Origin of the sequence: Chitinibacter fontanus, from assembly GCF_013423785.1 — a bacterium.
GTDB classification, from domain to species: domain Bacteria; phylum Pseudomonadota; class Gammaproteobacteria; order Burkholderiales; family Chitinibacteraceae; genus Chitinibacter; species Chitinibacter fontanus.
Genome location: NZ_CP058952.1, coordinates 169170 through 191311 on the forward strand (window position 1 = coordinate 169170; position 22142 = coordinate 191311).

A 22142-nucleotide genomic window follows, 5' to 3' on the forward strand; every position below is an offset into this window, starting at 1 on the left:
GAGAAAAACGACCACTTATCCTCGATTAGTAACCGCTCTGCGCCTCAGATCACACCTCACTTGCGGCTGTAAGGTAAAAACCTTACGATGCAAAAAACTAGAACTGGAGAACTTGGTATGCACAAAAAACAACTTGGCTTCACACTGATCGAGCTAATGATTGTTGTAGCGATCATCGGGATTTTGGCGGCTATCGCTATTCCTGCATACCAAGACTACGTGCGCAAATCTCGCAGAACAGATGCAACAACCGCGCTAAGCAACATCCAGCAACTTCAAGAAAAATACCGTGCCAATCAAACCGGCTACTCAGGTTCGATCGGTACGCTACTGGGCAAAAGCCCTGATTGTGTGGCAAGTGGCGGCGGCGGCAATAACGGTATCAAATCAGAAAATGGTTACTACTGCCTGAGTTTAAGTGGCAACTCGGGTACAGGCTACACCGCAAGCGCCAAAGCGATGGGGGCTCAGACAAGTGACAAGTCTGCCTGTCAAACAATCAGGCTGGTGGTTAGCAATGGCAACAGCAATTTCTATGACGACACCACTGGCACCAATCAAACCTGCGTAAGTCGATAAAATGAAGAAAGATTTTGGGTTTACGCTCATCGAAATGATGAGCACTGTCGTTATTCTTGGCATCGTACTTGCAATTGCAGCGCCTAGCTTGTCGCAATACATAGCAATCAATCGCGCCAAAGGATTTGCAGAAAATCTAGCGCAAGATTTGGTCATGGCCAGAACAGAAGCAATTAGAACTAATCAAGCAGTTCAGCTTGACGTTCGTAATGGCTGTTATGGGATGAGAGCAGGGAATACCGCCTGCGACTGCACAATTACCGATACCACCAGCAGCAATCATTGCGCAATAAAACAGGTAAATACCAGCACAGGCATGTCACTCACCAAGACAAGCGGATTTAACGGCATTGTCTTTGATCCTGTACGCGGGCTTCCCGTTACCAATACCTTCGGCACACTCACTGCTACGCAGGTACTCACCATTGAAAATACCGCTGCAAAAGTTGCCGTTAATTTAAATGTAATTGGCAGCGTTTGCATTAACTCAGCTGCTGGAAGCAAAAAAGTAGCTGGCTATCCCGCAGCATGTTAACAATGAATAAAAAACAACTTGGCTTTACCTTAATTGAAGTTTTAATTGCTCTAGCCTTAGGCCTGCTAATTATTGGAGGCGCTTTTTCATACTTCCTAAGCACATTAAAAACTAGCAAAGATTTATTGGGGCAAAGCAAACTGCAGCAAGAAGTTAGAAGCACTGCAAACTTAATTCAACGTGACGTTCGTCGCGCAGGCTACGCGCCAGTTGGCAATCCTAATGAGGCCGTAGTACGCACCATCTGGCTAGGAAAAACAGATGGCTCATTGGCCGATTCAAATTGTTTTATTTATCGGTATGTTGATGAACGAGGAAATTTAAGAAATAGCGGTTTTTTATTGCATACCGATGGCAAGATTTACATGAAGACCACTGGCAACGGTAATACCTGCTCAGCCTCAAGCACTGACTGGAGTGCAGTAACAAGTGCAAGCAATGTTCAATACACGGAATTTAAAGTCGGCTACCAGGCAGGAAATCGACCAAGTATTTTACTTGACATCAAAGGCCAACTGTCATCTGACACAAACGTCAAACTACCCTTAAGTATTCGAGTTGTCATGCCGAACTCCCCTTTAAAAGGAGATGCCACAAATGGCGCATAACCTTAAAACTCAGCGCAGCCTAAGCAAACAGCGAGGCGTGGCCACGCTTTTGGTTTCGATTATGATTTTATTCATTCTCGGTATCATGACGCTATACACCAATAGGTCAGTAATTATTGAGCAACGCAGCGCAACAAATGAATACAAGCAAGCGCAGGCACTGGAAGCTGCACAGTCTGGCATGGCTAAGTTTATGGCCCAACTAAGTAGCGCAGACAGTACAATTAATTGGCAGAAATTCTTCACTCAAAGTGGCTCAAATATCACACTAAAGTCCAGCTATGAAAATCAAGCTGCACTCAATACACATGGCTACATTAATAGCAATGGAAGTGCATACACGCACGACATTTCAACTGCAAATGCTGCACTACCCAACACATTATTAGATGCGCCCAAAGATGCGGCCAATAACAGCACTGCAATCGTCCAAGCCTATGCGGTTTACCTCGCAAGCACAACAACTCCGAATCGCTTTTTGATTGTGTCGCGTGGCTGCGCAGATACAACTGACTGCACATACGCTGCAGCCTATGTAACCAGTGAGTTTACTATCGGCTCAACGCCAACGTGCGCCCTTGATATCAACGGCAATGCGACAGTTAAAAACAACTCATCCATTCATGCTCTACTGAGAAATGATCCTCGTTTTGACTGTGGCATTTCGGTCGGCAGCATAACTGCAAGTGGAGGAAGTCTCTCTCAAGTAACAGGGTGTCAGAACGACTGCCAAAACAATCCCGGTGATCGCTTAACTCCTAACTACAGCACGACTGGATCATCCAGCAAACAAGATCATTTCAATAAGTACTTCCCCGGAAAAACCATGGCACAGCTACTTTCCGAGCGTACGACGCAAGCTGCAGCATCTCCAAAGACTGCCTGCGTAATTACCCCTTCGGGTGGCGCTGAAGCGACTGCAGCCGATTTACTCAATTGCAAAGCCCTTGGTTTAAATCGCATTTTCGTCAATGGCAATCTAAATTTAGGCACAGACAATCGAATAGACAATTTTGGCTATAACATGAACGCCAATGGCATTACGGGCGTTGAAATAGTCATCAATGGCGATTTCAAAATGAATACGGCCGCCAACATCTGGGGATTCTTGTATGTAGGTGGCAATACGCTAACTGACCCTGACGGCACTCCATTCTCTGGCTCATTGCGGGTTGATGGCTCAGCAGCATTTGGAGGGAGTGTGACGGTCAACTCTTCTTTTGCCGTATATACCCAAACAGGTTACACCCGAGATCCAAACGGGGGCGGAGTCAAGGCCAATCTAGCCCTGGGTACATGGAGAGACTTTTGATGCGCCAGCTTAAAAGCATGGCCGGATTTAGCTTGCTAGAAGTGTTAATTTCGGTTGTTATTTTATCGGTAGGTTTACTTGCTCTGGCTGGTTTTAACGGCAATCTTTATAAAAGTGTCCGCTATAGCAACGACAGAGCAAAAGCAATGGCCAGCGCTCAGGTGCTAATTGATAAGGCTCGCTCGGAAGACCTCTCCGCACTTACATCAGGAACCGATCCTGGCAGCTGTGCTGATAGCACACCCCACCGAACATGGACCGTGAGCAGTGTCGGCACGCTGAGTAATGCAAAAAACTTAGCAATCTACGTTTGCTGGACTGATGCGAATAGCACCAAGCAAGAGATGTCAATTGCCACTCAAGTAGGCGTAACATCGGTGGCGGCGGCAGCTACACCTGCGCCAACTGCAGGTAGCACCCCGGCGCCAACAGCAGCTAGCTGCACAACGCCAGCATATGTGGCCGGAACAGCCTATAGCAATGGCGCTAAAGCAAAATACCTAGGCCGCCACTATTCATGCAAAGTATCAGGCTGGTGCAGCAGCGGCGCAGCGGCTGCATGGTATGCCCCCGGACAAGGTACAAATTGGCAGGATGCATGGACCGATTTAGGCGAATGTGTTTAGCTGAAACTTAATACATATTCCTTATACTCAGCTAGAATATGCGGCATTAGTTAAGGGGGCTCTTCGAGCCCTCTTCTTTCTTTTTCAGACGTCTAAATTGGGAATCACCATGCGCTTTTACTTCCCCCTCGTCATCATTGACGAAGACTTCCGCTCGGAAAACACCAGCGGTTCCGGTATCCGTGAATTGGCGGCGGCCATTGAGGCCGAGGGTACGGATGTGGTGGGCTATACCAGCTATGGTGATCTGACCTCATTCGCCCAGCAACAAAGCCGCGCTTGCGGTTTTATCTTGTCGATTGACGACGAGGAGTTTGGTGGCGGCACGCCCGAAGAAACCCAAAATGCACTTGAGCATCTACGCACATTCGTAGCTGAAATTCGCCGCCGCAACCCCGACATTCCAATCTATCTGTATGGTGAAACCCGCACCGCGCGTCATATACCCAATGACGTATTGCGTGAGCTGCACGGTTTTATTCACATGCACGAAGACACCCCCGAATTCGTGGCACGCCATATTATCCGCGAAGCCAAATCTTACCTTGATAGCCTTGCTCCGCCGTTCTTCCGCGCGCTGACCAACTATGCGCAAGATGGTTCGTACTCTTGGCACTGTCCGGGTCACTCAGGTGGCGTCGCGTTTTTGAAATCCCCAGTCGGCCAGATGTTCCACCAATTTTTCGGTGAAAACATGCTGCGCGCCGACGTGTGCAACGCGGTGGAAGAACTCGGTCAGTTGCTCGATCACACCGGCCCAGTAGCGGCGTCGGAGCGCAATGCGGCTCGCATTTTTAACGCGGATCATCTCTACTTCGTGACGAACGGCACTTCGACTTCCAACAAAATCGTCTGGAATTCGACCGTTGCGCCTGGCGATATCGTCGTGGTGGATCGCAACTGCCACAAATCGATTCTGCACGCGATCATGATGACCGGCGCGGTACCGATTTTCCTGATGCCAACGCGCAATCACTACGGCATTATCGGCCCGATTCCACGCAGCGAATTCGAGCCAGAATCGATCCGTCAGAAAATGCTAGCCAACCCATTTTGCCGCGAAAAACTAGCCGAAAACCCAAATATCAAGCCACGTGTATTGACAATCACCCAGTCAACTTACGATGGCGTTTTGTATAACGTTGAAGAAATTAAAGGCTTGCTCGACGGCGTAATTGAAACGCTGCACTTCGACGAAGCTTGGTTGCCACACGCGGCCTTCCACGACTTTTACGGCGACTATCACGCGATTGGCGAAGATCGCCCGCGTTGTAAAGATTCGATGATTTTCTCAACACAATCGACGCATAAATTGCTGGCGGGAATTTCGCAAGCATCACAAATTTTGGTGCAAGACGCGACCGACAATAAGCTCGACCGTGATCTATTCAACGAAGCGTATTTGATGCACACATCTACCAGCCCACAGTACGCGATTATCGCATCGTGTGACGTCGCAGCGGCCATGATGGAAGCTCCGGGCGGCACGGCACTGGTTGAAGAGTCACTTGCTGAAGCCCTCGAGTTCCGCCGTGCAATGCGTAAAGTCGACGAAGAATTTGGTGCAGACTGGTGGTTTAAAGTCTGGGGCCCAGATGATTTGACCGATGAAGGCCTGGATCACCGCGATGCATGGATGCTCAAAGCCGGTGAAAACTGGCACGGTTTTGGTGACATCGCTGAAGGCTTTAACCTGCTTGATCCGATCAAAGCGACCATCCTGACCCCAGGTCTAAATGTGGACGGAGACTTCACCGATCAGGGCATCCCAGCCGCGATTGTGGCGAAGTATCTGGCTGAACACGGCGTGGTGATTGAGAAAACTGGCCTATACTCCTTCTTCATTATGTTCACGATTGGCATTACCAAAGGTCGTTGGAACACGATGGTGACGGCTTTGCAGCAGTTCAAAGACGACTATGACAAGAATGCGCCATTGTGGCGTGTACTACCGGAATTCGTCGTGCAATTCCCGCAATACGAACGCATCGGCTTGCGTGATTTGTGCCAGCAAATTCACGGCATCTATCGCGAAAACAATGTGGCCAAATTGACAACCGAGATGTATCTGTCAGGCATTGTACCGGCGATGAAGCCATCAAAAGCCTTCGCCAAAATGGCCCATAAAGAAATCGAGCGCGTAGCACTGGATGAGCTCGAAGGCCGAGTCACCGCAGTAATGCTCACACCATACCCGCCAGGTATTCCACTGCTGGTACCAGGTGAAGTATTCAACAAAACGATCGTTGATTACCTGAAATTTGTGCGCGCATTTAACGGCAAATTCCCAGGTTTTGAGACCTATACGCACGGCCTAGTCGCCGAAAAACGAGATAGTGAGACCCACTATTTTGTTGATTGCGTAGAAGCCTAAGCAAAAAATAAGCCCGCTAGATGCGGGCTTATTTTTCACCAATTCAAGCAATAACAAGTCATCACTCCACCAACTAACTCAACAGAAAACCCAAAGTAGCCCGCCTGTTTTAGTTTTAAGGCGAGTTGCGCCCACTACCTTTGGGAAGTGGCACCACTGTTTTAGACTTAATAGCAGGCAAACAATCCAAACTATTGAGCACTGCCGTGGCAACCTTCTCGCGATGCTCGAGCGTTTTGAGCGTAATTGCTTCTTCAGGATTGGGCAGCACCCCACCTTCAAACAAGATTGCTGGCACACTGTTGTGGCGTAAAACCGCAAAGTTGGCTTGGTAAATTCCACGCCCCTCATCCAGCAGGGGGCGATAGCCACCGGCTATACCATAGGCATGGTGCAACGTGGGCTTCATCCCGACCTGAATCAACTCATCCGCCAAACGCGTGGCACAAGCCAAGCTAATTGCTAGCTGTGCGCCGTACCCAGCCAATGGGTTACTAGGTGACATGGCGGTGGTGGTATTGGCATATTTTGGATCTGCATCAAATACAAATAATGAGTACCCCGCAAAACGGCGGCTCATTTTGTAGGTCTGCTCATTCCAAACCCATTCATCGAGATATTCTTCTTTCATCGAATCATGATGCAGGGAAATAAATAAATCATGCCCTGCCGCGGCCGCAGCCCGAGGCTTTAGCTCCAGCATCTGACCATCCGCACCGATGACCGTGACCAAGTGGCCAGCCGCCCGCAAACGCTTTGCAATCACTTCAGCAACAGCTAAGTTGTAGCTAAATTCAGTCTCACCAAATGCACTCGTGGTACCGGTGGCCTGCAAATTATGCCCAACATCCAAGGCAATTTTGGCCGCATGCGCCACAGGCAAGAAAACCAGCATACCGATTAGCAAAGCGCCACTTACAGTAATCGGACACCTTGGTTTGAAATTAATACTTCGCAAAAAGTGACCCACCTTTATTTAGCCCAGCAAACGAATAGAAATACATAACCATGTATATGCCCACGATCTATTTTTATAAACAGCTGTAACAACATACCCCAGCTTTAATCCCCCGCAGCAGCCAGCAAGAACTCAACCAGGCTGCTTAAAGTTGGCCTTGGGCGAGCATTGGGCAGATAGATTAAATGTACGGCTTGTGCCGGGGGTAAGAATTTTTCTAGAATTGGCAGCAAATCACCCCGCCGAATATCGTCGGCCAAAACCACCTCAGGCTGGTATACAATCCCCGCCCCATGCAGCGCGGCTTGGCGCAAAGCCTGACTATCATTCGTCGCAAAACGGCTCTTGCACGGCCAAACTAGCCCATCTGCCAAAACCAAATTTGGCCACTCATTGCGCTGCCCCCACACCAAATGGGTTAACACATGATGCCGAAACAAATCAGAAGGGTGCTGTGGAATACCATTTTCCGCCAAATACGCCGGCGAAGCACACATTTGCATACGGTAAGCCAGTAGCGGGCGCGCCACCACACCATCATCCCGCAAGGCCCCCGTACGAATAGCCAGATCAAAGCCATCTTCGATTAAATCAACGCGCGTATTACTCAACAGCAACTCTAGTTTCACCAAAGGATACTGCCGCAGATAGTCCGCGATCAACGGCGCAATAAAGGTCGAGCCCAAATTTACGGGGGCACTAACCCGCAGCACGCCTTGGGCTTGCTGCTGCATACTTTCCAACGAACATTCTGCCTCACGCACCTGCTCTAGAATTTGTTTGCATTGGGCAAAGTAGCTAATGCCTGCACTCGTTAATGCCTGCTTACGCGTAGTGCGCTCGATGAGGCGCATCCCCAACTGCTGCTCAAGTTGGGCAATATATTTCCCCACCATAACAGCTGATATTGATAACTCAGTAGCTGCAGCACTAAAACTGCCACACTCAACCACAGCTACCAGTACTTCCATGCAGCGCAGCTTATCCATCATTACAAACCAATAATTAGCAATTAACAAATTATACGTGCATTTATTGTTAAATTAGTTTGGATAATAATCCAGCCATTACTCAGCTGGAACTTGCCATGCGATTAGGCTGCACCACCCGCCCCTTGCAACACCTCAAGCTTGCTAAAGCCTGCGAACTGATTGCAACACTGGGCTTTACCGAAATTGGTCTCTTCTCCGCAAACACCAGCTCTGGTGCAGCACCCATACTGAGCGCAACAAGTAGCGCCAAGCAAATATGCGCGGTGCGTAACACCTGCAAAGCTGCCGGGCTAAACCCATCATTGCTATTGGCTGGCGAATGGCCAGCCCACTTATCGCTAAAGCAATGCATCGCACAGTACCAACAACTGATCGCCAATGCGCACACCTTAGGCGCCTCGATGTTGTTGGATTTTGCCTGTGAATCTAAAGCACAACTACCGAAATACATCGCGCTCCTACAAGCCTTAGAGCCAGATTTACAAGCCGCCGACATCACCCTATCCATCAAACCTCACGGGGGTATTAGCTCAGAGCCATCGCAAATACTTAGCTTAATAGAAATACTCGACAGCAAATGCTTTCGTTTAAGTTTTGACCCTGGCAATTTCCTGTATTACAGCAATGGAAAAATCCGCCCTGAAGAACACATTGCACAACTAGCACCCTACTGTGCCAATTTCATAATCAAAGATTATGCCGTCACCCCATCAGGGCCTAGCATCGCGATTAATCCGGGCGAAGGCGAGGTCAATTTTGCCGCCTTGTTTTACAACCTAAACCAACTGCAGTTTAGCGGCCCAGTGTTTTTGGAATGCGTAGCAGAAACAGCGCCTGATATCGTCGGGCGAAATATTGAATTGACTTTACAGCGAATGCGCCAGTGGGTGGCGCCACATTAAATCCAACTTAACAAGGAAACCCTATGTCGATCAAAATTCTGCTTGAGCAGCGTTTTTCCTGCAACTATTTCGCCCCCGGGCAAGACCTAAGCCTGGCACAAATTAATGAGCTCATCCGACTTGCCACTTTGGCACCTAGCGCCTACAACGGGCAAAACTGGCGCTTTATTGCGGTGCACTCACCCAAAGCCAAGCAACAGCTACAAGCACTGGCGTATGGGCAAGAAAAAATCGGCGCAGCAGCAGTTACCATCGTGATTTGCGGGCGGCTTGATTTACATACACAGCTCGCCGATACACTAGCTAGCAGTGTAAGCGCCGGCATTCTCTCCCAAGAGCTACTTAGCACCATGGTGCACCACGCCACTGAGGGCTATCACAATCAACCGCAACGCCAGCGTGATGAAGCCATCCGCTCGGCCTCACTGGCGGCAATGTCCCTCATGCTCGCGGCGCAAGAGTTTGGTTTGGCTAGTTGTCCGATGATCGGCTTCGATGCCGAAGGCGTCAGCGAATACCTGGCATTAAGCAACAATGAAATACCAGTAATGCTAGTTACCATCGGCCAGGCTGCCAGTAATAATTGGCCGCAAAAACCACGTAAACCAGTGCACGAGGTACTGAGCTTCGCTTAAGCAAGAACAAGGGCTCTACTGGAGAGCCCTTGTCGATTTCTGCTAAACATGCATTGCATTATGCAGCACGGATCAAATGATCAAAGGCAGCCAGTGATGCTTTCGCGCCTTCACCCATCGCGATGATAATTTGCTTAAACGGAGTAGTGCTTGCATCACCAGCAGCAAACACGCCGGGAACAGACGTCTGCCCGCGCTCATCCACAATAATTTCACCGCGCGGCGATAATTCCACCACGCCTTTGAGCCAATCGGTATTGGGCAGCAGGCCAATTTGCACAAAAATGCCTTCCAACTCAATTTGTTGCGTCTCACCACTTACACGGTCAAGATAAGTCAGCGCAGTGACCTTGCTACCATCGCCCAGCACTGCAGTGGTTTGAGCTTGGGTGATGATCTGTACATTGGGCAGGCTACGCAATTTGGCTTGCAGCACGGCATCAGCCCGTAGCTGATCACCAAACTCCAGTAACGTGACATGGCTAACGATACCCGCCAAATCAATCGCAGCCTCAACTCCAGAATTACCACCGCCAATTACCGCGACGCGTTTTCCTTTAAACAAAGGCCCATCACAATGCGGGCAATATGCCACCCCGCGCCCACGGTACTCTTGCTCGCCCGGCACATTCATTTCGCGCCAGCGTGCACCGGTAGATAAAATCACGGTTTTACTACGCAAGCTAGCCCCGTTTTCCAGCTCTACCTCGATCAATTCCCCTGGGTTTAAGCGGCTGGCTCGCTGCAAATTCATAATATCGACTTCGTATTCACGCACATGCGCTTCCAGCGCCGCAGCCAGTTTGGGGCCTTCGGTGGCTTTAACTGAAATGAAGTTCTCAATCCCCATCGTGTCGAGCACCTGACCACCAAAGCGCTCAGCAACGACGCCGGTACGAATGCCTTTACGAGCAGCATATACGGCAGCCGACGCACCAGCTGGGCCGCCCCCAACCACAAGGACATCAAAAAGAGCCTTTTCATTGATGGCCTCAGCGGCTTTCACTGCGCTACCGGCATCAAGCTTGGTGACAATTTCTTCGATACTCATCCGCCCCTGACCAAACGGCTGACCATTGAGCAAAACGGTGGGCACTGCCATTACCCGATGCTCGGCCACCAGATCTTGATACAAAGCACCATCGACCATAGTGTGTTGAATCTGTGGGTTTAATACTGCCAATAAATTTAAAGCTTGCACTACATCTGGGCAGTTATGGCACGACAGCGAAATAAACGATACAAATGACAGCGGGCCCGATAGCTGGCGAATGGTTTCAATTAACTCAGCCTCTACCCGAGGTGGATGGCCACTAACTTGCAATAAAGCCAGCACCAGCGAAGTAAATTCATGCCCCAGTGGAATCCCGGCAAAATGCACTCGCGCAGCCTCGCCAACCTTGGCAATAGCAAATGAAGGACGATGAACCGCATTGCCATCAGTACGAACGCTAATTTTAGGGTTCAGCGCTGCAATTTCAGTCAGCAATTGGCTAATTTCTGCAGCCGCGGCACTCTGATCCAGCGAAGCAATCAACTCAATCGGTGCTTGCAGTTTTTCGAGGTAAGCCTGTAGCTGGGCTTTGATTTGTGCATCAAGCATAGGTGTTCTCCGTGGAATTTTACTGATCAATCAACTGAGGTATTTCAGACCAGCCGAGATATAAATTGATCTAGAAGGCAATACATTGGCAGGTATCTGGAATCAGCCGCACTAATCACTAAAATCCGTGCCGCCGTGCTGGCGGCACAGATCATCAATGAGGCTTAGATCTTACCCACCAAGTCCAGTGATGGTTTCAGCGTTGCTTCACCTGGAGTCCACTTCGCTGGGCATACTTCACCCGGGTGGCTCGCCACGTATTGTGCGGCCTGCACTTTACGTAGCAATTCTTTGGCATCACGACCAATACCCAGATCGTGAATTTCAGCGACCTTGATCTCGCCTTCGGGATTGATTACAAACGTGCCGCGCAAAGCTAAGCCTTCTTCTTCAATCATTACGTCGAAGTTGCGGCTAATTGTGCCTGTTGGGTCACCGATCATTGGGTAATTGATTTTTGCAATGGTGTCCGAAGCATCGTGCCAAGCCTTGTGTGTGAAATGGGTATCGGTAGAAACCGAGTACACTTCTACGCCCAATTTTTGGAATTCGGGGTAAAGGTCGGCCAGATCACCAAGCTCGGTAGGGCAAACAAAAGTGAAGTCTGCGGGATAGAAGAACACCACCGACCATTTGCCTTTGAGCGACTCATCGCTCACAGGGACAAATTTGCCTTCGTGGTAAGCAGTGGCTTTGAATGGTTTGATTACAGTATTGATAATTGCCATGATGTAGCTCCTGAGTAATTCGCGTTGTGCGTTAGTGACAGGAGCTACTATAGCGATCACATCAAAATAGGTAAAATGAATTGTTTATATCATGCAATTAGTTTTTTTGTATCGAACTCAATTCCATGCATTAAATACGGTAACGGCCAACCGTTTGTTGCACAGCATCCGCCAGCGCACACAATTGGCTCGCTGAACTTGCCGCCTGCTGTGCAGCTCCGCTCGTGTCTCCCGCCATTTTGGCAATTTGCTCGACCTGCAGAGCAATGGCCGTGCTAGCACTACTTTGCTCACCAATTGCAGCGGAAATCTCTGACACATACCCTACCACACCCTCGGATGCACCCCGAATACGTAAGATGGCATCACCCGCATTTTGGGCGTAACCAACACCTTGGTTTACCGAATCAACCACCTGATTCATGCGGCTGACCGCACGATTGGCGCCATCCTGAATTTGAGTCACCGTCGCAGTAATTTCATGAGTTGAATTACTGGTGCGCTCGGCCAATTTACGCACTTCATCGGCCACCACAGCAAAACCACGCCCCTGCTCCCCTGCACGCGCGGCCTCAATGGCAGCATTGAGTGCCAATAAATTAGTTTGATCCGCAATATCTTTAATCACGCCTAACACAGCCTGAATTTGCTGACTTTGCTCACGCAAGGCGGTGATCTCACCGGCGGCCTCATTGACTGTACTGGAAATGCTATTGATTTCAGTCACGGTAGCCTGAATTACCTGCTCGCCTTCAGCGGCCAAATGCCCTGATGACTCGGCATTCTGATCTGCATCGCGTGCACGCTCGGCAACATGATTAATACTAACGGTGACTTCCTCCACCGTTGCAGCCATGTGCGCAGCCGCCTCGCTTGAATTGGCCGCCACGAGCGAAAGCTCGCTAGAAGCGTCCACCATTTGATGCGCGGAATGCGTCATATCGCGAATATTCTGACTAATACTGCCAAAACTTTGCTGCACGGTATTGAGCAAGCGATTAAATGCAATCACCAACTCACCAATCTCATCCTTGCCTGCCGCTGGCACGCGATGAGTAAAATCGAGCGAAGATTCAATATGACTCACGGCTCGTAAAGTCTGGCGCAAAGGTTCGCGGATAGCGCGCAAGATCCATAGCCCTAAGCCCATCACCGCGGCAGTGGCGATCACCGCCAAGGTTATAAACAAGGTAATCGAGTGTGAAGCCCCATTCTTGGCCTGTGCCACGCTTGCGCTAGCATGCTGCTGATTAAATTCAATTACCTTGCGTAAATCGGCAATCAGGCGGCGATTCAGCGAAGCCCCCTGCCCGTCAGCCAACGCAAAGGCGCCAGTATTATCACGCGCTTTCGAGCGCTGCACGACTTTCAAAAACACTTCCTGATATTGGCCATAACTTTCTTTAAGTTTGGCAAATAACTCTTGCTCCTGCTGATCGATTAATAAGCTTTGGTAGCGCACCAATAACTGATCGATCTGCTGATTACGTTGCAGTAATTGCTGCTCAACCTCGCTTTTCTGCTGATCATTTGGCGCCAAAATGTGGGCAAACATCGCAATGCGATTTTGACTGATCGCAGCATCCAGATCGTTGATCAACACTAAGCTGGGGACCACATTGCTATCGAGCGAAGTAAATTGATCAACGTCTTGCTTAAGTTTGTAGCTCCCCAAGGCGGCCAGAGCGACTAGCGCCAATAAGGCAACCGCAATCATGGCGAGTAAACGCTGGCTGATATTCATGATGCAGGCCCCTTTGCCCAAGGCTAAATTCGAAATTCAGCATAGCCAAAGACTGCCAACTTACCCAGCAAAAAGGCATCCGATTACCGGCCACCTACCTTAGGGCCACAAGCTACTACCCACAAACTACCACCACCGGTGAAAATGATGCACCGGGCCGATGCCGTGCCCTACTTGCAGACGTTCGGCATTGGCAATAGCCTCCAGCAGCCACGCCTTGGCATCGCGCACGGTTTCGACCCAGTCGGCGCGTTGGGGACGCAAGGCGGTTAAGGCCGCCGACAAGGTGCAACCGGTGCCGTGGGTATGGCGGGTGGCAATACGGGCAGCGGGGAAATTCACCTCAGCATCTGCGGTAATCAGCCAATCCGGGCACTGCTCGCCGCCCAAATGCCCCCCTTTCATCAGCACCGCTTGCGCTCCGGCAGCCAGCAAGGCGCGGCCTTGTTCACGCATTTGCGCTTCAGTGGTGGCCTCCCTCGCACCAAGCAAGGCGGCGGCCTCTGGCAAGTTGGGCGTGATGATGCTGGCTAGCGGCAGCAATTGCTCACGCAGCGCATCGACCGCTGCGGGATCTAGCAGGGCATGCCCGCCTTTGGCAATCATCACGGTATCTAGCACGATATACCTAGACTGGTATTTGCGCAGGCTGGCGGCCACAGCCGAGATAATGTCGGCATTGGCCAACATGCCCATTTTGACTGCGTCAACGCGAATATCACTAAATACCGCATCACACTGCGCGGCAATAAACTCTGGCGGCACCGGATGCACCGCACTAACACCTTGGGTATTTTGTGCGGTCAAGGCGGTGAGCACACTCATGCCATAGGCGCCTAAGGCCGAAAAGGTTTTCAAATCGGCCTGTATACCTGCACCACCGCCCGAATCAGAGCCGGCGATCGTTAAAGCATGGGAAATTGCGCCGGTTTCGGTGTTACTTGAGCTCATGTTTGATTTCCTGAAAATTCAACTCAATTCACTATCAATTTGCGTTCGATTGCGCACGTGCCGCTTGCAGCTCTGCGCCCAGATTGCGCGTCGCCAGCGCCACATCGGCTTGCCCGCAAATCGCCGACACCACCGCCACGCCATCAGCCCCGGCGGCAATCAGCGGCGCGATCTTGCCGCTACCAATGCCGCCAATCGCCACAGCCGGTAGCGATCCGGTGCTGGCAAACATCGCGGCCATTTCAGCGGAGCTAATCACCGGCAAGGCGTCTTTTTTGGTACTGGTTGGATAAACCGGGCCAACACCGATGTAATCAATGCAATTGGCAATCTCGGGCGTCAGCAGTTGCTCAACATTGGCCAGATTATTGGTCGACAAGCCGACAATTTTGTTCGGGCCAATCAGTTGGCGCACCACCTGTACTGGAATATCACTTTGCCCAACGTGCACGCCATCGGCATCGACCGCCAGCGCAATATCAACGTGATCGTTGATAATCAGCGGCACATTCAATGGTGCAAGCACCGCTTTTAGCTGCTGCGCACATTGCAACCACAGGCCTTTTTTCCAATTCGGCGCGCGCAACTGCACCACCGTGGCACCATTTTGCGCGGCGATTTTGGCCGTTTCCACCATCGCCGCCTCGCCGCCACACAAATCGGGATCGAGCACCAGATACAGGCTGACATCAATTTTGGCTTTGTTCAGCTCAGCACTCATACACCCACCTGCCGCAATTGATTCGGATGGATAATATGCAGCGCATCCAAAAATGGCGCCACAAACGTCCCCGGGCCATCGGCGCATTCAACAGCGCGCTCGCCAGCCAAAGCAATCAACGCGCAAGCCGCAGTCACCGCATCGAGCCGATTGGGCGCATCCGCCACAAATGCCGCCACCACTGCCGACAATGCGCATCCAGTCCCCACTACTTTAGTCATCAATGGATGGCCCAACTCTACCGACCAGGTTTTCTCGCCATCGGTGATGTAATCAATCGCGCCTGTCACCGCCACAATCGCGCCCGTTGCCTGAGCCAGTGCTTGTGCCGCGCTAAGCGCCGCATTCGAACTCGCCGTACTATCCACGCCTTTACCAACATGATTGCTTTGCGCCAAGCCCATGCCAGCGGCCAGCGCGATGATTTCCGAACCATTGCCACGAATCGCTGCGGGTTTGAGTGCCAACATCGCCTTGGCGGCCTCGGTGCGATAGCTCAACACCCCCACCGCCACTGGGTCGAGCACCCAAGGCGTGCCTGCGGCGTTGGCGGCGGCAATTGCCAGATTCATAGACTCAAGGCGCTCGGCGTACAAGGTACCGACATTAATCAGCAGCGCATCGGCAATCGCCGCAAAATCGGCCACTTCTTCCTTGGCCACCACCATCGCGGGCGACGCCCCCACTGCCAATAGGGTATTGGCTGTAAAGCATTGCACCACTTCATTAGTAAGCACATGCACCAGCGGGGTATTTGCCCGCACGCGCTGTAATTCATCGGCCAGCAAGGTAAATGGGAATTCTGAAATCGGGGTCGTCATTATCGATACATCCTTTGAAATCGCCCATGTGCACTTTGCCTGATATATGACAAAGAAATCACTGAGCCACTAGCTATGATGTGCTTATTGTAACGCGCCACCGGATGATGGGTTTGATCTGAATGCTGTGTTTTGATCCTGCTACACGCTGGAAAAATGATGCCCACTTCGCAATGAGTATCATCGAACAACATTACATGCTGCCGTAACCCCCTGTGCCAGCCTTGCTGCGGGATTGGTAAAACTCACGACAACAGCATCTAATTGTTTGACCTTGCTCACATTGCGGTGCGTCATGATTCCCTACAATCAATGTCAATGATGATTTAAGGAGAAGGTCATGGCGGACTTGACCACACAATTTCTGGAGCTACCGTTAAAAAACCCATTGATGAATGCATCAGGGGTATGGTGCAGCGTAGCTTCACAGCTAGAAGCGCTGGCTGAATCCGCCGCAGGGGCCATGGTGAGCAAGAGCTGCACCTTACAGCCCCGCGATGGCAATCCTGAGCCGCGTTATCGTGTCATCAATGGCGAACGCACTTTCGGCAGCATCAATTCAATGGGCCTACCCAATGAAGGTTTCGCCTATTATCTACGCTATGCACAGCGGCATGATTACGAGCAAAAACCGTTGTTTATGTCGATCTCGGGGCTGACGCTAGACGACAACCTCACGATGGTCGATAGCTTAAAAGATGCGGTGATCCCCGCGCTACTAGAAGTCAATTTGTCATGCCCCAATGTGCCGGGCAAATCGCAAATTGGCTATGATTTTGATGCGATGGATACGCTGCTCGCCGAAGTCTCATCGGGCTATCAGCGCCCATTTGGCGTCAAATTGCCCCCGTATTTTGATATGGCGCACTTTGATGAAGCGGCTGAAATTCTCAATCGCTATCCATTAGTGGCCTTTGTGACCTGCATTAACTCGATTGGCAACGCACTGGTCATTGATATCGACAGCGAAACCACACTAATCAAACCGAAAGACGGCTTTGGTGGCTTGGGCGGCGATTATGTATTGCCAACCGCGCTGGCGAACGTCAACGCGTTTTACCGTCGTTGCCCGGAAAAAACCATCATCGGCTGCGGCGGCGTGAAATCGGGCACCGAAGCCTTCTTGCACTTATTAGCTGGCGCGACGCTAGTGCAAATTGGTACGAGTTTGTATGAAGAAGGCCCGGGCATTTTCCCGCGCGTGCTCGACGAATTGGCTGCGATTATGGACGATAAAGGCTATAAAACCATCGCCGACTTCCGTGGCAAGTTGAAAACCATCGCCTAATTAACGTTGCCTGAAATACAAAAAGCCGTCACATTGATTGACGGCTTTTTTATTAGTATTCCACTGGAACTGGATCAAGGCTACGCCATAAATACCACGTCGCCACTGAGCACCATGGCTGCCACAGCTGAGCGAGTTGTTTTAGCTCGGCGCGCGGTTTGCGCTCGCCATTGTGATAATGCTCGGCGATGCCGCGAATGAGGCCAATATCGTCGAGCGGCAGCACATTGGGGCGGGCAAGATAAAAAATCAGGAACATTTCGGCCGTCCAGCGGCCGATGCCGCGGATCGACACCAGCTCTTTGATTACCGCTTCATCATCCCAAGCGAGCCAAGCAGTCGGGTCAAGTCGACCTTCAACATGATGGCGCGCTAAATCGCTGAGATACTCGACTTTACGTTGCGTCAAGCCGCACGCGCGCAGTGCATCCACATCGGTGGCTAACACCGCTGCACTGCTCACTTCACCTAAGCAAGCCACCAGCCGATTCCAGATTGAATCGGCGGCTTTCACCGAAATTTGCTGGCCCACAATCGAGCGCGCCAGCGTATGAAAAGCATCGCCACGCGTGCGCAAGCTGACATCAGGGTATTGCGCGATCAGCTGCGCCATCACCGGATCGGCCACGGCTAATTCCAGCGTGGCCTGCGACCAGTAATCGGGTTTATCGAGCGGAGGAGTCAATGCGCTATCAGCCTATTAATCGCCAGCGACGGTCATGCGTTCAATCAAAATCGCGCCGACCTTGCGGCTGCTGGAAGCAAGTGCATCGTCACCAATTGCAACGATGCGCTGGTACATCTCGCGTAAATTGCCTGCAATGGTGATTTCTTCAACCGGATATTGAATCACGCCGTTCTCAACCCAGAAACCGGCCGCGCCGCGTGAGTAATCACCGGTCACCATATTGATGCCATGACCGAGCAATTCGGTCACCAGCAGACCGGTGCCCATTTTGGCCAACAGGCTGCTTGCGACATCAGTTGGCGCAACAAATAAATTATGCGGGCCACCGGCATTACCAGTTGTATCCATCCCCAGCTTGCGTGCAGAATAGCTTCCAAGGAAATACCCCTGCTGAACGCCTTTGTCGACAACCGTACGCGCCGACGTGGCTACGCCTTCGGCATCAAACGCGCCGCTGGCAAAACCACGTGGCGTGAATGGATCTTCAGTAATCGTCACACACGGCGCAAATACCGGCTGACCCAAGCTATCGACGAGGAAACTTGATTTGCGATACAAGCTGCTGCCCGATACCGCACTCACCCAATGCCCAATCAGCGAACTGGCGACGCTGGCTTCAAACAGCACCGGATATTCACCGGTTTTCAGGCGGCGCGCGCCCAGACGGCGCACGGTGCGCTCGCCGGCTTTGCGGCCCACGGCGGCGGCGGCTTCCAAATTGCTGGCTGCGCGGGCGGCGGTATACCAGTAATCGCGCTGCATGCCGCTATCGTCTTCGGCAATGACTGCAGCCGATACGCTATAGCGCGTGCTAGTGCCCGCGCCGATAAAGCCTTGCGAATTGCCATACACCCAGCGCGAAGCCGACGTTGATACCGTTGCGCCATCCGAATTATCAATCCGCTCGTCCACCGCCAGCGCGGCCTGCTCGCATTCGCGCGCCAATTCAATCGCGTTTTCGACCGACAAATCCCACGGATGATACAAATCCAGATCGGGGAACACGGTACACAGCCGTTTAGGGTCGGCTTGACCGGCAAATTCATCGGCGGCGGTGTATTTGGCAATCGCCAGCGCGGCTTTTACCGTATCGGCGAGCGCCTGCGGCGAAAAATCGCTACTGCTAGCATGGCCTTTTTGTTGCCCCAGATAAACGGTAACGCTAACCCCTTTATCGCGGTTGTATTCAATGGTTTCGACTTCATCCAGTCGCACCGAAACGTTTTGTCCTGAGCCTTCGGAAACTTCCACATCGCAGGCGCTGGCCCCTTGCTGCTTGGCGATATCTAACACCTGACTGGCCAATTGACGCAAAGCGCTTTCGCTAAAACTGAATTCAGACACGTATTTAAGTTCCGTTGGATAAATTGGAAAAAGTAATGGCTGGCTCGTAAATTGCAGCAGTGAGCAAGAAGCTTGAGCCCAAGTTTGTTATCATACTGCTTTTGCACCGGCGTTAGATACCCTATATGGCCAAACCACAACACGACGATGAAATTGAAGGCGTCAGTAAATCTCAATTAAAGCGCGAAGCCGCAGCACTGCAAGAGCTAGGCGCTACGCTGATGACCTACAGCGCCAAACAACTGGCACCGCTCAATTTGCCTGAAAAACTCGTCGATGCCCTGAACGAAGGCCGACGGATTACCGCCAATGGCGCTACCGCTCGTCATAAACAATACATTGGTAAATTGATGCGCGATGTAGATCCTGCGCCGATTTATGCATTTTTAGATGCGCTCAATGGCGACTCGGATAAACACACTGCGTGGCTGCATCAGGTCGAGCGCCTGCGTGAAAAGCTTTTGGTCGACAGTAAAGCGGTTGAGCAATTTATTGCCGATTTCCCCGACGTGGATATTCAGCACTTGCGCCAGCTGATTCGCAACGCAATCAAAGAGCGCCAAGCGCAGGAAAGTGGCAAACACATGCCACCTAAAGCGTTCCGTGAATTATTCCAGCTGATCAAATCGCATATCAAAGAGCCGGCGCTGCCGAGTTTGAGCGACAGCAACGACGCAGAGGACGACGAAGAATGAGCATTGCCGTGAAGGGTCTGTTGTTTGACATGGATGGTACTTTGGTTGATTCACGATCATGTATCGAGCTGCTATGGCGCAACTGGGCCTCACGGCACAATCTCAACTTCGCCGAAATCCAGGCCGTGATGCACGGCCGCCGTGGCATTGAAACCATCCAAATCGTTGCGCCGCATCTCGACGCGCAAACCGAGGTCGAGCTGCTGCTCGCCGAAGAAGCGCTAATGCTCGAAGGCATCGTTGCGATTGAAGGCGCGCAGGAATTACTCAGCAGCCTAGACCCCAATCAATGGGCAGTCGTTACCTCGGCTCCGCGCGATCTGGCCTTGGCCAAGCTCGCCTTTGCGGGCTTACCGCTGCCGACGCACATTGTTGGCGCAGACGATGTAAAGGATGGCAAACCGCACCCAGCCCCCTTTCAAATGGGCGCAGCCAAACTGGGGCTCACCGCTGATCAATGTTTAGCGTTTGAAGACGCCAGCGCAGGCATTCAGTCTGCGCACAGCGCTGGCGCGCAAGTGTGCTTGGTCAGCGCCGCTGGCGGCAAAGACACAACCGGTCTGGCGCAATGGCAAATCAACCATTTTGCCCAAGTGCAGATCGAGCAAAACAACGGCACTTTGAACGTAAAAATCAAATGACAACGCAAACTGAAGTTTTAAAAATTGGTCTAGTATCGGTGTCTGACCGCGCCAGCAGTGGCGTGTACGAAGACAAAGGCATTCCGGCACTGCAAGAGTGGCTAAGCCAAGCAATCTCAAGTCCATTTGAAATCGTCAGCCGCTTAATTGCTGACGAGCAGCCGACGATTGAGGCGACGCTGATTGATCTGGTCGATCAACAACAATGCCATTTGGTGCTAACTACAGGTGGCACAGGCCCAGCCAAACGAGATGTGACGCCCGACGCGACGCTGGCGATTGCCGAGCGCGAAATGCCCGGCTTTGGCGAGCAAATGCGCCAGATCAGCTTGCACTACGTACCCACCGCGATTTTATCGCGCCAAGTGGGCGTAATTCGCGGCAGCAGCCTGATTTTAAATCTGCCCGGCCAACCTAAATCGATTAAAGAAACACTCGAAGGCGTTAAAGACGCCGATGGCAAAGTACTAGTTCACGGCATTTTCGCCTCGGTGCCCTACTGCATCCAGCTACTCGAAGGCCCTTACGTTGAAACGCACAGCGCCGTTGTCGCGGCGTTTCGCCCCAAAGCAACGATTCTCCCGCAGGCATAAATAATCGCGCAAAAACTCGCCAGCAAGGCAGCGAAGCCGTAGGCAGTACAAGCAGTACGACAAGGCAAGCTAACGATGCTGGAGAATTTTTGCTTAAGACCGAAGAAGAGATTAAAGATGAGCAATCTACTACCCTGTGTCGAAATCGAAACTGGCGCCAACCCGAGCGCCGCAGTGATCTGGCTGCACGGTCTGGGCGCCGATGGCAACGACTTTGCGCCGATTGTGCCCGAATTAGGTCTACCCGCCAATTTAGCTGTACGCTTTGTTTTCCCGCACGCGCCGACGATGCCGATCACCTGCAACAATGGCTATGTGATGCGCGCTTGGTACGACATCGTTCATTTTGACCAAATCAGCCGCCAAGCCGATGTGAACGGCGTAAAACAAAGCGTGCAATATGTGCGAGATTTAATCGCCGACCAAAACGCTAAAGGCATACCCACCAGCCGTATCATTCTGGCGGGCTTTTCCCAAGGCGGCGCAATCGCCTATACCGCCGGTCTAACTCACCCCGATGCGCTAGCTGGCATCGTGTGTTTGTCGACCTATCTGCCAGCCGAAGAATTGCTGAGCAAAGATACCATCGCCAACAACCAAGCCACCCCGCTGCTGGCGGCCCACGGCAGCCACGACCCAGTGGTCGGCATTAGCTTGGGCGAAAAAGCCAAGCAATACGTCGTAGACTTGGGCGTGAATGTGACATGGCAAACCTACCCCATCCAGCATTCGGTCTGCCTACCGGAGATTCAGCTGATTGGACAGTTCATTAAACAGCAGCTAGCTTAAGAACATAAAAAACGG

The 22142-nt window shown here is 51.5% G+C and carries 23 protein-coding genes; 13 read left to right on the plus strand and 10 right to left on the minus strand.

The genetic code is table 11. The features are described 5' to 3' along the window. The first annotated feature begins 117 nt into the window (after positions 1-117). The 6 genes from HZU75_RS17535 (at position 118) to HZU75_RS00785 (ending at position 6034) form a co-directional block, all read left to right on the plus strand. Positions 118-579 (plus strand): type IV pilin protein, encoded by a 462-nt coding sequence (locus HZU75_RS17535; RefSeq protein WP_180307329.1) that lies wholly within the window; start codon positions 118-120, stop codon positions 577-579. Between the two features lies 1 nt (position 580). Beyond that, positions 581-1114, plus strand: coding sequence for a GspH/FimT family pseudopilin (locus tag HZU75_RS00765; protein WP_180307330.1), 534 nt, complete (start codon positions 581-583; stop codon positions 1112-1114). Between the two features lie 2 nt (positions 1115-1116). Continuing rightward, positions 1117-1722 (plus strand): PilW family protein, encoded by a 606-nt coding sequence (locus tag HZU75_RS00770; protein ID WP_180307331.1) that lies wholly within the window; start codon positions 1117-1119, stop codon positions 1720-1722. After that, the gene (locus HZU75_RS00775) at positions 1712-3034 is read left to right on the plus strand and encodes a pilus assembly PilX family protein (RefSeq protein WP_180307332.1); all 1323 of its coding nucleotides are present in this window, start codon (positions 1712-1714) and stop codon (positions 3032-3034) included. The genes HZU75_RS00770 and HZU75_RS00775 overlap by 11 nt, the downstream gene beginning before the upstream one ends. After that, positions 3034-3660 (plus strand): prepilin-type N-terminal cleavage/methylation domain-containing protein, encoded by a 627-nt coding sequence (locus tag HZU75_RS00780; protein ID WP_180307333.1) that lies wholly within the window; start codon positions 3034-3036, stop codon positions 3658-3660. The genes HZU75_RS00775 and HZU75_RS00780 overlap by 1 nt, the downstream gene beginning before the upstream one ends. 109 nt (positions 3661-3769) lie before the next feature. Beyond that, on the plus strand, positions 3770-6034 hold the full coding sequence (locus HZU75_RS00785; protein WP_180307334.1) for an arginine/lysine/ornithine decarboxylase: 2265 nt from the start codon (positions 3770-3772) through the stop codon (positions 6032-6034). A gap of 115 nt (positions 6035-6149) precedes the next feature. Here HZU75_RS00785 and HZU75_RS00790 read toward each other — a convergent pair whose 3' ends face one another. Both HZU75_RS00790 and HZU75_RS00795 read right to left on the minus strand, forming a co-directional pair. Further along, the gene (locus HZU75_RS00790) at positions 6150-6929 is read right to left on the minus strand and encodes an N-acetylmuramoyl-L-alanine amidase (RefSeq protein WP_180307335.1); all 780 of its coding nucleotides are present in this window, start codon (positions 6927-6929) and stop codon (positions 6150-6152) included. 167 nt (positions 6930-7096) lie between these two features. After that, positions 7097-7984 carry a LysR family transcriptional regulator gene (locus tag HZU75_RS00795; protein WP_228028138.1) on the minus strand — a complete coding sequence of 296 codons (888 nt, stop codon included), beginning with the start codon at positions 7982-7984 and terminating at the stop codon, positions 7097-7099. Positions 7985-8079: 95 nt separating this feature from the next. On the opposite strand from HZU75_RS00795, the gene HZU75_RS00800 reads away from it, so the two are divergent. Together HZU75_RS00800 and HZU75_RS00805 are read left to right on the plus strand one after the other, a co-directional pair. Further along, a complete protein-coding gene (locus tag HZU75_RS00800; protein ID WP_180307336.1) occupies positions 8080-8886 on the plus strand; it encodes a sugar phosphate isomerase/epimerase family protein in 807 nt (268 codons plus the stop codon). Between the two features lie 23 nt (positions 8887-8909). Further along, complete coding sequence (locus tag HZU75_RS00805; protein WP_180307337.1) at positions 8910-9521, plus strand: nitroreductase family protein; 612 nt, start codon at positions 8910-8912, stop codon at positions 9519-9521. 58 nt (positions 9522-9579) lie between these two features. Here HZU75_RS00805 and ahpF read toward each other — a convergent pair whose 3' ends face one another. From ahpF to thiM, 6 genes are all read right to left on the minus strand, one after another. Then, positions 9580-11124 (minus strand): alkyl hydroperoxide reductase subunit F, encoded by a 1545-nt coding sequence (gene ahpF, locus HZU75_RS00810; RefSeq protein WP_180307338.1) that lies wholly within the window; start codon positions 11122-11124, stop codon positions 9580-9582. 164 nt (positions 11125-11288) lie between these two features. Continuing rightward, positions 11289-11852, minus strand: a complete 564-nt coding sequence (ahpC, locus tag HZU75_RS00815; protein ID WP_180307339.1) for an alkyl hydroperoxide reductase subunit C — start codon at positions 11850-11852, stop codon at positions 11289-11291. A gap of 130 nt (positions 11853-11982) precedes the next feature. Beyond that, on the minus strand, positions 11983-13596 hold the full coding sequence (locus HZU75_RS00820) for a methyl-accepting chemotaxis protein (protein ID WP_180307340.1): 1614 nt from the start codon (positions 13594-13596) through the stop codon (positions 11983-11985). 126 nt (positions 13597-13722) lie between these two features. Continuing rightward, on the minus strand, positions 13723-14547 hold the full coding sequence (thiD, locus tag HZU75_RS00825; protein WP_180307341.1) for a bifunctional hydroxymethylpyrimidine kinase/phosphomethylpyrimidine kinase: 825 nt from the start codon (positions 14545-14547) through the stop codon (positions 13723-13725). Between the two features lie 34 nt (positions 14548-14581). Further along, a complete protein-coding gene (gene thiE, locus HZU75_RS00830; RefSeq protein ID WP_180307342.1) occupies positions 14582-15268 on the minus strand; it encodes a thiamine phosphate synthase in 687 nt (228 codons plus the stop codon). Then, a complete protein-coding gene (gene thiM / locus HZU75_RS00835; RefSeq protein ID WP_180307343.1) occupies positions 15265-16089 on the minus strand; it encodes a hydroxyethylthiazole kinase in 825 nt (274 codons plus the stop codon). Before thiM ends, thiE begins: the two co-directional genes overlap by 4 nt. A 340-nt stretch (positions 16090-16429) precedes the next feature. Here thiM and HZU75_RS00840 point away from each other — a divergent pair, with 340 nt between their 5' ends. Further along, positions 16430-17377, plus strand: coding sequence for a dihydroorotate oxidase (locus HZU75_RS00840; protein ID WP_180307344.1), 948 nt, complete (start codon positions 16430-16432; stop codon positions 17375-17377). 52 nt (positions 17378-17429) lie between these two features. Here HZU75_RS00840 and HZU75_RS00845 read toward each other — a convergent pair whose 3' ends face one another. Both HZU75_RS00845 and pmbA read right to left on the minus strand, forming a co-directional pair. Continuing rightward, positions 17430-18062, minus strand: a complete 633-nt coding sequence (locus tag HZU75_RS00845; protein WP_228028139.1) for a DNA-3-methyladenine glycosylase family protein — start codon at positions 18060-18062, stop codon at positions 17430-17432. Between the two features lie 15 nt (positions 18063-18077). After that, positions 18078-19409: a metalloprotease PmbA gene (gene pmbA / locus HZU75_RS00850; RefSeq protein WP_180307345.1), complete on the minus strand. Its 1332-nt coding sequence runs from the start codon at positions 19407-19409 to the stop codon at positions 18078-18080. Positions 19410-19534: 125 nt separating this feature from the next. Here pmbA and yjgA point away from each other — a divergent pair, with 125 nt between their 5' ends. The 4 genes from yjgA (at position 19535) to HZU75_RS00870 (ending at position 22127) form a co-directional block, all read left to right on the plus strand. Continuing rightward, complete coding sequence (gene yjgA, locus HZU75_RS00855) at positions 19535-20104, plus strand: ribosome biogenesis factor YjgA (RefSeq protein WP_180307346.1); 570 nt, start codon at positions 19535-19537, stop codon at positions 20102-20104. After that, positions 20101-20745: an HAD-IA family hydrolase gene (locus tag HZU75_RS00860; RefSeq protein ID WP_180307347.1), complete on the plus strand. Its 645-nt coding sequence runs from the start codon at positions 20101-20103 to the stop codon at positions 20743-20745. Before yjgA ends, HZU75_RS00860 begins: the two co-directional genes overlap by 4 nt. Then, positions 20742-21338 carry a molybdopterin adenylyltransferase gene (gene mog / locus HZU75_RS00865; RefSeq protein ID WP_180307348.1) on the plus strand — a complete coding sequence of 199 codons (597 nt, stop codon included), beginning with the start codon at positions 20742-20744 and terminating at the stop codon, positions 21336-21338. The genes HZU75_RS00860 and mog overlap by 4 nt, the downstream gene beginning before the upstream one ends. A 117-nt stretch (positions 21339-21455) precedes the next feature. Next, positions 21456-22127 carry an alpha/beta hydrolase gene (locus tag HZU75_RS00870; RefSeq protein WP_180307349.1) on the plus strand — a complete coding sequence of 224 codons (672 nt, stop codon included), beginning with the start codon at positions 21456-21458 and terminating at the stop codon, positions 22125-22127. The last annotated feature ends 15 nt before the right edge of the window (positions 22128-22142 follow it).